The sequence below is a fragment of the Alkanindiges hydrocarboniclasticus genome (assembly GCF_001982605.1).
Classification (GTDB): domain Bacteria; phylum Pseudomonadota; class Gammaproteobacteria; order Pseudomonadales; family Moraxellaceae; genus Alkanindiges; species Alkanindiges hydrocarboniclasticus.
The window spans coordinates 1-12995 of sequence record NZ_MLCN01000012.1 but is presented as its reverse complement, the minus strand read 5'-3'; the positions used below and the strand labels follow the sequence as shown (position 1 = coordinate 12995).

At 49.5% G+C, this 12995-nt stretch carries 10 protein-coding genes; 5 read left to right on the top strand and 5 right to left on the bottom strand.

Annotation, left to right across the window (positions count from 1 at the left end; translation table 11 throughout):
• Positions 1–2: 2 nt before the first annotated feature.
• The 3 genes from BKE30_RS05100 to BKE30_RS05090 are packed head-to-tail and all read left to right on the top strand — an operon-like array spanning position 3 to position 5617.
• Positions 3–1313: an efflux RND transporter periplasmic adaptor subunit gene (locus BKE30_RS05100; RefSeq protein ID WP_076877537.1), complete on the top strand. Its 1311-nt coding sequence runs from the start codon at positions 3–5 to the stop codon at positions 1311–1313.
• Positions 1303–4593, top strand: a complete 3291-nt coding sequence (locus BKE30_RS05095; RefSeq protein ID WP_083698447.1) for an efflux RND transporter permease subunit — start codon at positions 1303–1305, stop codon at positions 4591–4593. The genes BKE30_RS05100 and BKE30_RS05095 overlap by 11 nt, the downstream gene beginning before the upstream one ends.
• A complete protein-coding gene (locus BKE30_RS05090; RefSeq protein ID WP_083698446.1) occupies positions 4586–5617 on the top strand; it encodes a cation diffusion facilitator family transporter in 1032 nt (343 codons plus the stop codon). Before BKE30_RS05095 ends, BKE30_RS05090 begins: the two co-directional genes overlap by 8 nt.
• 154 nt (positions 5618–5771) lie before the next feature.
• Here BKE30_RS05090 and BKE30_RS15715 read toward each other — a convergent pair whose 3' ends face one another.
• From BKE30_RS15715 to BKE30_RS05075, 3 genes are all read right to left on the bottom strand, one after another.
• Entirely contained in the window at positions 5772–6263 is a 492-nt protein-coding gene (locus tag BKE30_RS15715; RefSeq protein WP_158073159.1) for a YgiW/YdeI family stress tolerance OB fold protein, read from the bottom strand.
• 221 nt (positions 6264–6484) lie between these two features.
• On the bottom strand, positions 6485–6865 hold the full coding sequence (locus BKE30_RS05080) for a YgiW/YdeI family stress tolerance OB fold protein (RefSeq protein ID WP_076877536.1): 381 nt from the start codon (positions 6863–6865) through the stop codon (positions 6485–6487).
• A 122-nt stretch (positions 6866–6987) separates the two neighbouring features.
• Positions 6988–7683, bottom strand: coding sequence for a VIT1/CCC1 transporter family protein (locus BKE30_RS05075; protein ID WP_076877535.1), 696 nt, complete (start codon positions 7681–7683; stop codon positions 6988–6990).
• 281 nt (positions 7684–7964) lie between these two features.
• Here BKE30_RS05075 and BKE30_RS05070 point away from each other — a divergent pair, with 281 nt between their 5' ends.
• The gene (locus BKE30_RS05070; protein ID WP_076877534.1) at positions 7965–8426 is read left to right on the top strand and encodes a GNAT family N-acetyltransferase; all 462 of its coding nucleotides are present in this window, start codon (positions 7965–7967) and stop codon (positions 8424–8426) included.
• Positions 8427–8462: 36 nt separating this feature from the next.
• Here BKE30_RS05070 and BKE30_RS05065 read toward each other — a convergent pair whose 3' ends face one another.
• Positions 8463–9971, bottom strand: coding sequence for an amidase (locus tag BKE30_RS05065; protein WP_076877533.1), 1509 nt, complete (start codon positions 9969–9971; stop codon positions 8463–8465).
• Positions 9972–10084: 113 nt separating this feature from the next.
• Positions 10085–11185 carry a GGDEF domain-containing protein gene (locus BKE30_RS05060; RefSeq protein ID WP_158073158.1) on the bottom strand — a complete coding sequence of 367 codons (1101 nt, stop codon included), beginning with the start codon at positions 11183–11185 and terminating at the stop codon, positions 10085–10087.
• Between the two features lie 621 nt (positions 11186–11806).
• On the opposite strand from BKE30_RS05060, the gene BKE30_RS05055 reads away from it, so the two are divergent.
• Positions 11807–12883, top strand: a complete 1077-nt coding sequence (locus BKE30_RS05055) for a zinc-binding metallopeptidase family protein (RefSeq protein WP_076877531.1) — start codon at positions 11807–11809, stop codon at positions 12881–12883.
• The last annotated feature ends 112 nt before the right edge of the window (positions 12884–12995 follow it).

Below are 12995 nucleotides of genomic sequence, written 5' to 3'. Positions count from 1 at the left end.
CAATGACAAATCCTGAAAATTCTTTGAATCAGCAGCCGGGCAAACGGCAATACTGGCTGATTGCCGCGGTAATAATGCTGGGTAGCATTCTGGCATTTTTTATTCTGCGGCCTGCTACACCAGATACTCAAAGCGAACATGGTAAGGCCGCTAAGCCAGACCATGCAGCCAGTGAACATTCGCATAACGATGCACATGAAGCTGGTCCTGACGCAAATGATCAGGATAAAGCGCATGCCGCAGAAATCAGCTTAAGCCGTGCCCAGTTGGCCGCCCAGCACATTACGCTGGAGTTGGTCAAAACAGGCAGCATTAGCGCGATAACCCGTTTGCCTGCCCGCTTGCTGGTAAATGCCGACCAGCAGGCGCATGTGTCTGCTGGGTTTGCAGGCCGGGTGCAACAGGTGTTTGTGCAAACCGGACAGCAGGTTAAGGCAGGGCAGGCGCTGGCCAGTGTGCTGGTGCCAGAACTGATTGATTTGCAAACCAACCTGCAAATATTGCAGTCGCAGTTGCAACTGGCCAAAAGCACCTACACGCAGGAAAAACAGTTGTGGCAGCAGGGTATTTCGGCCCAGCAGGATTATTTACAAGCACAAAATGCCTATACACAGGCCAGAATTGCCGTGCAGGCCGCCCAGTCGCGCCTTAAGGCTTATGGGGCTTCAGCATCCAGTCAGGGCCGTTTTATATTAAAAGCCCCTTTAAGCGGGGTGATTAGCAGTAAAGATCTGGTGGTGGGTGAAAGCATTCAGGCCAGTGAGCAACTGTTTGTGATTGATCAACTGAGTCAGTTGTGGCTGGAGTTTGTGGTGCCGGATACATTGATCAACGCGATTAATAGCAGTGAATACCTGACTGTTGAGGTAGCCTGTGCTGGCCAGCTACAAGCTGATCGCGCACGCCTTATCAGTCTTGCGCCCAGTGCCGACTTGCAAACGGGTCGCATGGTGGCTCGTGCTGTGCTGGATAATCCGCAACAAAAGTTGCGCCCCAACATGCAGGTGGTGGTGCAGGTGCCGCAAGCCAGCAGTGAGGCACCTGATGGGTTAATGATTCAAGCGGCTGCTGTACAGCACATTGACCAGCAGGCTGTGGTGTTTGTGGCCAGCCCTAATGCTGCCAGTACCAGTAATAATAGGAAAGATCAGGTGCATTTTGTGCCACATCCGGTGCAACTGGGCCAGAAAAGTAATGACCAGCAATGGATTGAAGTCCGTTCTGGCTTACAGGCCGGTGAGCAGTATGCGGCACAAGGCAGCTTTATCCTGAAATCCGAGCTGGAAAAAGGAGAGGCTGCCCATGAGCATTAATTCCCCTGATGAAGGTCAGGCAGATCCGGTTGATCTCAAAGTGGCGGATGCTGGTTTGCTTTCACAGCCGTCAAACGATGCCACGTCAGGTATTCAGGCCAGCGGCTGGTTTGATCAGCTGATTCTGGCGGCTATCCGTTTACGCGGCTGGATAATGCTGGCTGTGCTGGGACTGGTGGCACTTGGTATTTACAGCTATCAGCAATTGCCCATTGATGCCGTGCCGGACATTACCAATGTGCAGGTGCAAATCAATACGCAGGCTGCGGGTTATACCGCACCGGAAGTAGAACAGCGCATTACTTATCCGATTGAAACTGCGATGGCGGGCCTGCCAATGCTTGAACAAACCCGTTCGCTGTCGCGCTATGGCCTGTCTCAGGTCACCATTATTTTTCAGGAAGGCACCGATATTTACTGGGCGCGCCAGCTCATTAACCAGCGCTTGCAGGAAGCAGGAGGCCAGTTGCCGGATGGGGTATCACCCATCATGGCTCCGGTTTCAACAGGCTTGGGTGAAATTTACCAGTGGGTGCTCAAGGCCAGTCCACAAGCCAGTCCACCGGATGGCACAGCCTACAGCTTAAGTGATTTGCGCGAATTACAGGATTGGGTGGTTCGTCCGCAAATCCAGCAAATTGCGGGAGTGGCCGAAGTCAACAGCATTGGTGGCTTTGAAAAACAGTATGTGGTGGAGCCGGATTTTTATGCCTTGCAGCGTTATGGCCTGAGTCTGGATGATCTGGCGCAAGCCTTGCAGCGCAATAATGAAAACCGTGGGGCTGGAATTGTGGCACAGCAGGGCCAGCAACTGAGCGTTCGGGTGCCGGGTCAACTGGATAGCCTGCCGGATATTAAAAATGTCCCTGTCAGCAGTAGCCAGAGCAATGCAATTATTCGGGTGGCTGATGTCGCCAATGTGGTGATCGGGCAGGAAATCCGTTCTGGTGCTGCCACACTAAATGGGCAGGAAACGGTGCTGGGCACTGCCATGATGCTGTCCGGTGCCAACAGTCGGGTAGTAGCGCAGGCTGTGGATAACAAAATCGGGCAGGTTCGGCAAAGTCTACCCAAGGGTGTGGTGCTGGAAACGGTGTACAACCGTACCACGCTGGTGGACAAGGCAATTCAGACCGTACAAAAAAATCTCATGGAAGGCGCGCTGCTGGTCATTGCAGTGTTGTTTTTATTTTTGGGTAATATCCGCGCGGCACTGATTACGGCCTGTGTGATTCCGCTGGCCATGCTGTTTACCCTGACTGGCATGGTACAACAAGGCATTAGTGCCAACCTGATGAGTCTGGGCGCGCTGGATTTTGGCATCATTATTGATGGTGCCGTAGTGATTGTAGAAAACTGCATTCGCCACCTTGCCATGGAGCAGCACCGTTTGGGCCGCTTGCTGACCCGGCAGGAACGCTTCCATCAGGTATTTCTGGCCGCACGGCAGGCCCGCCGTCCACTGATTTTTGGCCAGCTGATTATTCTGGTGGTGTATTTGCCCATTTTTGCCCTCACCGGGACTGAGGCCAAGCTGTTTCATCCCATGGCAGCTACCGTCGTGATTGCCTTAATTGGTGCCATGATTTTATCAGTGACCTTTGTGCCTGCTGCGGTTGCCCTGTTTATTACCGGTCGGGTGCAGGAAAAAGAAAACCGCCTGATGCAGGCGGCCAAGCAGTTTTATTTAAATGCACTGGATAAGGCTTATGCCTACCGTTATTTGACGGTGACCACGGCGCTGATAATGTTGCTGCTCACGGGATTGCTGGCCACCCGAATTGGTAGTGAGTTTGCACCAACGCTGAGTGAAGGTGATTTTGCCCTGCAAATGCTGCGTGCACCGGGAACTGACTTACAGCAATCGGTGCAAATGCAGCAACAACTGGAACAATCCCTGCTGCAACAGTTCTCCGAAATTGACAAGGTGTTTTCGCGTACGGGTACGGCTGAGGTAGCTGCCGACCCGATGCCGCCCAATATTTCTGATGGCTATATTTTACTCAAGCCACGCAGCCAGTGGCCTGATCAAACCGAAACACTGGATGAGTTGAAAGGTCGACTACAGGACGTGGTGGAACATCAACTGGGGGCCAACAGTGAATTTTCCCAGCCCATTGAATTACGCTTTAATGAGCTGATTTCCGGTATTCGCAGTGATGTCGGTATTAAAGTTTATGGGGATGATCTGGCGGTACTCAACCAGACGGCGCAACGCATTGCCGCGCGGGTTCGGCAAATTCCGGGTGCCGCAGAAGTACAGGTGGAACAAACCAGTGGCTTGCCAGTGCTGACCGTCAATATTGATTCCAATGCAGCCGCTGTCTATGGTTTAAGCAAGCAAGCCATTCAGGATACCGTGGCCACGGCTATTGGCGGTACAACCGTAGGCCAGATACTACAGGGTGACCGGCGCTTTGATCTGGTGATCCGGCAAAACCAGCAGATGCAAAGCCCTGAACAACTGGCCAGTTTACCGTTGCGGCTGGCCAATGGTGGGGTTGTGCCATTGTCACAGGTGGCACAGGTTCAAACAGTACTGGGCATCAACCAGCTTAGCCGGGAAAACGGCAAGCGGCGGGTGGTTGTTACTGCCAATGTCAGCCAGCGTGATTTGGGTTCGTTTGTCAGAGAACTACAAGCTACCCTGCAAGACGTGGCGCTGCCCGCAGGTTACTGGCTGGGTTATGGCGGCCAGTTTGAAAACCTGAAATCGGCCAAACAGCGCATGCAATGGGTGGTGCCCATGGCCTTGTTGCTGGTGTTTGCCTTACTCATGGCGGTGTTCAATAACTGGCGTGACAGCCTGCTGGTGTTTAGCGGTGTACCGTTTGCTTTAACCGGCGGTATTGTGGCGCTGTGGCTGCGTGAGATTCCATTTTCCATGTCAGCCGGGGTAGGCTTTATTGCCCTGTCGGGTGTTGCCGTGCTGAATGGCTTGGTGATGCTGAGTTTTATCCGTGAACTGCGCCTGCACTTAAATGTGGTTGAGGCCACATGGCAAGGTGCCGTCTTGCGTTTGCGCCCGGTTTTGATGACTGCCTGTGTGGCATCTTTAGGCTTTATTCCCATGGCACTGGCCACGGGAACCGGTGCCGAAGTGCAGCGCCCGCTGGCCACGGTGGTGATAGGTGGTATTGTTTCCTCAACATTGCTTACCTTAATGATATTGCCGCTGCTGTACCGCTGGCTGAATACTGGTTTCATCCCAGCACCTTTGTCTGCCAACCCTGTAGCACAACCTGACGTACTGCCAGAACAAGGAAAATCCCATGAATGACTCCAGAAAATCACATCAGGGCCACGCGCAGCATGATCAATCCAGTCATGGGCACAGGCATAGTCATAATCATGCTCACAATCATAACCATGCCATTTCTGGCCAAAGCCATAGCAAGCGCTTGTGGTGGGCATTGGGGCTAACCAGCAGTTTTTTAATTGTTGAAGTTGTTGGCGGTTTGCTCACCCAGAGTCTGGCACTGTTGTCTGATGCAGCGCACATGTTTACCGATACCGCTGCTCTGGCTATTGCCTTAACCGCCATTCAAATTGCCAGGCGGCCTGCTGACCAGAAACGTACCTTTGGCTATCACCGGTTTGAAATTCTCGCCGCTGCTTTTAATGCATTGCTGCTGTTTATGGTGGCGTTTTATATCTTGTATGAAGCCTGGCTGCGCATTCAGCAGCCCCCGGAAATCCAGTCGATGGGCATGCTGGGCATTGCGGTAATAGGTTTGCTGGTCAACCTGCTGGCCATGTATTTGCTGGTTGGCGGGCAAAAAGACAGCCTGAATGTCAAAGGGGCTTATCTGGAAGTGCTGAGTGATGCGCTAGGATCAGTCGGGGTGATTGTGGGTGCGCTTATTATCCTGTTTACCGGCTGGCTCTGGGTGGATTCCCTCATTGCCGTAGCGATTGGCTTCTGGGTATTGCCGCGTACCTGGATATTGCTGCGCGATAGCCTGAACATTTTACTGGAAGGCGTACCGGCCAACGTCAGTCTGGCTACCATCAGTGCCGATTTAAACCAGCTTGATGGCGTGGATGAGGTACATGACCTGCATGTCTGGGCGCTTACCAGTGGCAAGTCCAGCCTGACCGCACATCTGGTAGTGCCTAGTGCTGATGCCCAGCAGGTGCTGGAAGCGGCACGGGAGCTATTAGCCCAGCGCCATCAATTGCATCACATTACCCTGCAATGCGAACGCTACAGTTGTGCCATGGCTGACATTAATGCACACCAGTTTTTACAGGGCAACCAGCCGTCAGCCAATAGGACTGCTGGCCATTCGCACCTTCATTAGGGGATGATTTAATGTGGTGAGAAAAGCCGGTGCATTTTTCATCAAAAGCACCGGCCATAAAAAGCCTGCCACAGATTGCCAAACAGTAAACCAGCAGGGCAAATCAACATGGCAGGGCTTTTCACATGACCAGTTTTAAATATCAAGAAAAGTCTTAGGGCTTGGCTGGCACACTATGGACTTCTTCCACGTCCAGTTCGACATTGTTATCGGACTCACGGTCAATTTCACCAATCAAGGTAACGCTAGCCAGCTGGGTAACAGGTTTGCCGTGCCATTTCTGGTCATCAATTTCTACAATCATCGTCCCGGTGGCATCGCGGAATTCATACTTGTCCTTGCCTAGCGCCCGGATTACCTGACCCTGCAAGCGCACCTCTGTATTATCTTTCAGGCTTTTTGCTGCTGATACAGTACTCACTTGTAGCGGAATTAGCGCATCACCCTTTACTGCTTGCGCCTGAGTCTGACTTACCGATTGATAAGCCTCGCTATTGGCCAGTGAACTGGATGCAGGGCTGGTCACCGGTTTTGTTGTTTTATTGGTTTCCTGAGTTGGCATTACCGTCTGCTCCGGCGACTGCGCATAGGCAAATGCTGTCATTAGATTGAGGCTAAACAAACTCACCAGTACCATGCGTTTCATTTTTTTATCCCAATTTAAAAACCAGAAGCTCACTATAGTGGCCTTTAATTGGCAGGTCATGATGAAAAAGTAAGTTATTGCTAAAAAATATTACTGTTCTGCAAAGCAGGTTCATCAAACACAAGGCCGGTTGATTTTGATGATTAGGGTTAAATAAAAAGCGCCCAGTAAATTTAAAAATCTTACTGAGCGCACCATATTAATTATTCCCTACCACAGAACTAGCGGTTAATACGGACTTCATCTACATCAATTTCAACAGTTTTCTTGGGAAAACGGTCATGATCCACTTCACCCACCAAGGTTACCTTGACACTGGAATCCACAGGTTGGCCATTCCATTTTTCGTCATCAATATCCACGATGATAGTGCCGGTAGCATCCTTAAATTCATATTTTTCATCACCGATTGAGCGCGAAATCTGGCCAGTTAAAACCACTTTGCTGTCATCTTTCAAGGTTTTTGCCTGAGCAACACTCACCGTCGCAATCTGCGTAGACGCAAGCGCAGCCTGATTAACGGGTTGAGCATAGGCAAGGCTTAACGCTGAACCAATACTTACTAAACTTGCTACAACTGTATATTTAACCGCATATTTCATTGTTCTCACCTGATTTTTTAAAACACAGTCCTACTATAGAGGGTGTTTTTAAAGCATCAATGAACAAAGCGTGAGTTATTATTACCAATGCTTATAGATAGCGTGTGTTGTGTTAACGCTTATTAAACCACTGTGCCAAACCAGCCACCAATCCAATGCGTGCATAGCATAGCCAGTACACCCCAGCACAATACCCGCAAGGCACCCCTGCCAATGGAAGCACCCCCGGCATAACTGGCCAGGCCACCCAGTAATAACAAGGCGAGGCAGGTCACCAGAAAGACGGCCTGCTGGCCAAAATCTGCCGGACTCAGGGCCATGGCCAAGATGGGAAAAATAGCACCAGCTGTAAATGAAGCTGCTGATGCCAATGCCGCCTGCACCGGACGCGCACTGTTCATGTCGGAAATACCAATTTCATCACGTGCATGGGCATGCAAGACATCGTGCTGGCTCAGTTGTTTGGCCACTTCCAGCGCCAGTTCAGCTTGCAGCCCGCGTTCAATATAAATTTGCTTGAGTTCATTGAGTTCAAAATCAGGATTGCGCTTAAGCTCCTGCGCTTCCTTAAGCAAATCGGCTTTTTCAGTATCCGCTTGCGATTGCACCGATACATATTCGCCGGCGGCCATCGACACGGCACCTGCCACCAGCCCGGCAATACCAGTCACCAGCAGGGCATTCCCGGCTGTGCCACTGGCTGCCACCCCAACAATCAGGCTGGCCACTGAAATAATGCCATCATTGGCACCCAGTACTGCCGCACGTAACCAGCCCATGCGGTGACTAAAATGAATTTCATGATGATGCGCCGCCATAGCTGATACTTAACCCAAAAGTCCTGTTTTAAAGAGCATACGGAAGCAATGCTGTTTTTTCGAGCTTTTCTTATTGCGCCTGTGGGTTTTTCTGGCGTTCTGGTATTGGTGCAGGCTTATTTTTTATTCAAGCGTAGCTATAAAAAGCCAGTTCAATTCATTGTTACCTCATACCTTTGTCATTAAGCTTGCTATCGTGCTGGTTTAAAATGCAGGTTATGACCTGTTAGTTGTTACATGTTAATAGTCTTATTTTAAAATAAATATGCGGGTTATTGATTATGCCAATTGTTGATTTACGCCATTATCCGTACTATCTGCCGTTGCTGGCGCAATGGCATTTTGCCGAATGGGCTTATCTGCATCCGGGTTGTTCTATCGGCATGCTTGAGCAGGACATGCAAAAGTACCTGCAACCTGATTTCTTGCCCAGTATGTTTATCATGCTGGATCAGCAACAACTGCTGGGTTCATCTTCCATTGTGGCGAATGATCTGGCTACCCGCCCACAATTAAGCCCATGGCTGGCCAATGTGTATGTGCATAGCAGCTATCGCGGGCAGGGCATGGGCCGCCAACTGGTACAGTTTGCCATGCAGCAGGCCAAGGCTGCTGGGGTTAAGCGGCTATATTTGTTTACCGCAGACCAGCAGGCCTTTTATCACAGTATGGGCTGGCAATCCCTTGACCATGAAATTATTGAAGGCACAGAGCAAACTATCATGTGCCTTGATTTTGACTAAACCGTTAAGTGTTAAAACCTCTGGCTCAATGGTGGCTTAAAGCTTGATCAGGTTGTATTTACTGTGCCACGGTTGTGCCTGTTCCAGCTGGGCCGCCAGTGACAGCAATACATGCTCATGGCCAAACGGGGCCACAAATTGTGAGCCGAGCGGTAAGCCCTGCTTGCTCCAGTACAAGGGCACTGACATGGCAGGCACCCCGGTAATGTTTGCCAACTGGGTAAAGGGCACCCAGCGTAAATTGCTCTGCACAATTTGTTCAATTAAAAACGAACCACGTACCAGCTGATGGGCCTGCCCGGTTTTTAAAACACCTTTTAGCAGCACTTGCTGCCATTTAGGAGTGACGACTTCACCATTTTTGGGCGCTACACTGGCGGTGGCAGGGGTCAGGTACAAATCGTATTGTCTAAAAAACTCATTGAGCTTGCGGGTATAGTCGCCCCAGTGATTCAGGCAGCGCAGGTATTCAGTGGCCTTGGTCTTGGCACCAAAAGCCGCTGCTGCCCGGGTATCCAGTTCAAAATCATGGGCACTACCCTGCGCCATGCGTTTGATTTCATCCACCATGACGGCGCACTGGGCAAACCACATTACAATAAAATCACTGGCCAGTGCCATCCCATCAATCGCTGGGGCATCTTCCACCACCTCATGGCCTAGAGTGGTCAGCAGCTTGACAGTATGTTCAATGGCTGCCGTGGCATCCTTGGACACTTTGGTGCCAATCGGTGACTGGGTATTGACTGCAATTTTCAGGCGTTTTGGCGGCTGCTTGATGGCATCCATATAAGAAGCAGCTGGCCCTTGAATATCAAACAGGGCACTTAAGTCGGCGCCATGGGTTGCATCCAGCATGGCCGCACTGTCCCGTACCGAGCGGGTCAGCACATGCTGAATGGCAGCACCATGCATGGCTTCACTAAATCCCGGTCCCCAAGGAGTACGGCCACGACTGGGTTTGAGGCCAAACAGGCCACAATAGCTGGCTGGAATCCGGATGGAACCCCCGCCATCACCAGCGGCAGCCAGTGGTACAATCCCTGCGGCTACTGCCGAGGCTGAACCACCGGACGACCCACCAGAGTTGTGTTTCAAGTGCCAGGGGTTATGACAGGTTCCCCAGGCATCTGGTTCCGTAATGCCCTTAATGCCAAATTCAGGGGTATTGGTGCGGCCAAAAATGGTGACACCAGCATTGAGCCAGCGATCAACAATTTCGGCATTAAACTCGGGCGTATAATTTTTCTTCTTTAGGACGTTGGAGCCATAGCTCGTGGGCACGCCGCTATATTCCTGAAACAGGTCTTTGAGCAAAAAGGGCACACCAGCAAAAGGCTGGTCTGAGCCTTCGGTCGTCCGGGTTTTTAACTGGCGCTGTGCCTGCTCATACATGGGAATAATTACAGCATTCAGCTTGGGGTTAACCTGCTCACAGCGTTTAATGGCTGTCTGTAGCAACTCGTCCGGACGCACCTGCTTGCTTTTAACCAGATTGGCTAAACCCAAGCCATCATACTGCATGTATTCTTTGCTGCTTAACATGATTAAGTCCCTATAATCCCTAAAAAAGCACAACTACCGGGCTAACCATAGCAAAAATAGGTCAAAAGTCAAAGTCGCCGTTTAAGCCAGACCCATAAGGGATAAGCCAAAAATTAATGTTCGGCTTGTCCGGTTTGCTTAAGGTAATCCTGATAATGCACCACCTGATTGCGGCCCAGATTTTTGGCATGGTACAGCGCTTCATCAGCCTGTTTTAGCACTGTATCAAGACTGGTAATATTGCAGTCAAAATGAGTAATGCCAAAACTGGCAGTCACCACCACTTCTTCACCATGGTCACCCTGTACCTTCAGCTTGGCCAGCTCGTTGCGGCAGCGTTCGGCAATTTGCTGGGTTTGCTGGTAGGAGGTATTGGCCACCACAATAATAAATTCCTCACCGCCAAAACGTCCGACAATATCCTCGCTGCGGATGGTACGCTTGAGCACATTGGCAGTTTCAACCAGCGCCTTGTCACCAATGGTATGCCCATAGCTGTCATTAATCTGCTTGAAGTAATCCAGATCCAGCAAAATCAGGGCATGCAGACGATGATCGGTATAGCGCTTGGCCAGCAGGATTTCCAGAAAATCATAAATGGTACGGCGGTTATAAAGCGTGGTGAGCGGATCAACCTGACTTAGAACCTCAACCTTTTTCTCACGCTGACGCCATTGGCTAAGCAGCAGTTCCAGCAGCACCAGCCCACCAATAAATACCGGCAAAATAAACCACAGCATACTGGCTGTCCAGAAAATGGAAGACTCAGTCGGGTCAACCGGTATTAGTGGAATAAATAGCGGTGCATAAGGCAATTCCGAGCGCAGGGTCAGCCACATGATCCAGGTAAAAATCCCTACCGTCACCAGTGCCGCGCTATAAATGACAGAACGCCGGAACAGGAACAGCCCCACAATCATGGACACCATAAAGGTCATGCTGGTGGCTGGACACATCACACCGGACAAATACGCATCCCGGCTCATCGACAGACCAAATGCCATCACACTGACATAAGGCAATATCACTTCAGCCCGTTTGGAACCCTGCAATATCCAGCACAGCAGCATCAACAGCGCCAAGGCAGGTAAAATCAGCAGGTTTAATAACAACTGGTTAAGTAATAGCTGAATATTGACAAAGGACCATAATTCAGGCGTGAAATAAATATAAAGTTTCCACACCAGCCAGTCGCCATGAATTAAAAGTGCCATGCTTAACATTAACAGGCATTTTTTAAGCGGTGACCAATTCAAAATAAATTCTGAATTTTTGTCTGTCGTATTCATAGGCTGCTTATAAAATCAATAAAAAAGGACTGTATTGTTTTAGATGTATAGTCGTGTTATTGAGCATTCGGCCAGTACTTAATCATAGGGCTGAAACGATTGCAATCATTAGGCGACCAGCTGAATTTTAATTCGAGAAATAGTTAACGTTTGATCAAATAAATACCTTTTTTACCACAGTTTTAATTCATAAAAGACTGGTTTAAAAATAGGCAGAATTTTATTTTAGCTCATAATAATTTTATTATATCACTGTGCGCTGATCATAATGATTAGAATTCAATTGGAAAATGGTAGTTTTTGCCAAAAACCAACTGAAATACTTGGTTTAAAAAAATGACTAAAACAAACTCATAATTAAACAGAAGTTTTTATTGGCTTTAATTATTGTTCTCTCACATTTTGATGGCTAGTCAATTTATAAATTCAAAAAGCTGTTGTAATAAAACAGTAAAGACAGCACAGGCCTCAATTATCCTAACCAACAACAAGCGTGCAACAGTGCATTGCACAATCAGACATTCGCTAAAGTGAGAGAGCCACAGCATGAAAACCTTTTATTGCTATCATTGTGGTCATCAGGTTTTTTTCCTGAATACCCATTGTGAAAACTGTAATGCCTTGCTGGGCTATCTGCCTGAAGAATCCAACATGGGAACTTTTTTTGAAGTCCGTGCCGATGAGGCATGGCAAAGCCAGAACCCCGAGCATCAGGGCAAGCTGTTCAAGCCCTGCTATAACTATCAGGTTGAAAATGTCTGCAACTGGATGCTGCCGGTTGAAAGTCCCCACATGTACTGCGAAGCCTGCCAGCTCACCACAGTCATTCCCAATCTGGAGCAGGGCAATAACCGGCTGTACTGGAGCCGGCTTGAAGCAGCCAAGCGGCGTTTTTTGTATTCACTGTACCAGCTTAAAATTCAGCCACGCCCCAAGCAGTCAGATGATGACACCGAAGGACTGGCCTTTGAATTTCTGCAACCCCATGAAGGACAGCCCGTTATGACGGGTCATGACAATGGCCTGATTACCATTAATGTCAATGAGGCCGATGCGTCCTACCGGGAATGGACACGCGAAAGCATGCAGGAACCCTATCGAACCCTGCTGGGGCATTTCAGGCATGAAAGCGGCCATTACTATTTTGACCAGCTGATTGAACATACCCAGTGGCACCAGCCTTTTAAGCAATTGTTTGGCGATGACGAACAAAGCTATCAGGCGGCGCTGGATCGTCATTATCAGCAGGGTGCCCCAGATGACTGGCAGCAACGTTATGTCAGCAGCTATGCCAGCATGCATCCCTGGGAAGACTGGGCGGAAACCTGGGCACATTACCTGCACATGATAGACACACTGGATACAGCCTATCATTCAGGCATCAATATCCAGCCCTATAACCGTTTTGAACCCCACATGTATTTGCATGAACCCCCGATTGGCGTGCAGAACTTCAACCAGACACTGGATAACTGGTTTGCCTTAAGTTATGCCTTAAACAGTTTAAACCGCAGTATGGGCTTGCCCGATGCCTATCCGTTTGCCCTGTCACAGGTTGTGCTGGATAAATTGCGGTTTATTCATCAGGTGGTCATGGATAAATTCACAGAAATAGCCAAATAAGGCCAGAAACGCTGCTTTAAACAGCAAGAAATGCCAAAACGTCTATAAAACGTTCGGTCAATGTGAAGGGGATAAAATAAGTATTGACGTGGGAATGGGATGGTCTATAATG

What these genes read in the sequence shown, in the direction of transcription:
- BKE30_RS05100 (WP_076877537.1), top strand. Translation starts at nt 3, where the DNA reads ATGACAAATCCTGAAAATTCTTTGAATCAGCAGCCGGGCAAACGGCAA.
- BKE30_RS05095 (WP_083698447.1), top strand. Translation starts at nt 1,303, where the DNA reads ATGAGCATTAATTCCCCTGATGAAGGTCAGGCAGATCCGGTTGATCTC.
- BKE30_RS05090 (WP_083698446.1), top strand. Translation starts at nt 4,586, where the DNA reads ATGAATGACTCCAGAAAATCACATCAGGGCCACGCGCAGCATGATCAA.
- BKE30_RS15715 (WP_158073159.1), bottom strand. Translation starts at nt 6,263, where the DNA reads ATGAAACGCATGGTACTGGTGAGTTTGTTTAGCCTCAATCTAATGACA.
- BKE30_RS05080 (WP_076877536.1), bottom strand. Translation starts at nt 6,865, where the DNA reads ATGAAATATGCGGTTAAATATACAGTTGTAGCAAGTTTAGTAAGTATT.
- BKE30_RS05075 (WP_076877535.1), bottom strand. Translation starts at nt 7,683, where the DNA reads ATGGCGGCGCATCATCATGAAATTCATTTTAGTCACCGCATGGGCTGG.
- BKE30_RS05070 (WP_076877534.1), top strand. Translation starts at nt 7,965, where the DNA reads ATGCCAATTGTTGATTTACGCCATTATCCGTACTATCTGCCGTTGCTG.
- BKE30_RS05065 (WP_076877533.1), bottom strand. Translation starts at nt 9,971, where the DNA reads ATGTTAAGCAGCAAAGAATACATGCAGTATGATGGCTTGGGTTTAGCC.
- BKE30_RS05060 (WP_158073158.1), bottom strand. Translation starts at nt 11,185, where the DNA reads ATGGCACTTTTAATTCATGGCGACTGGCTGGTGTGGAAACTTTATATT.
- BKE30_RS05055 (WP_076877531.1), top strand. Translation starts at nt 11,807, where the DNA reads ATGAAAACCTTTTATTGCTATCATTGTGGTCATCAGGTTTTTTTCCTG.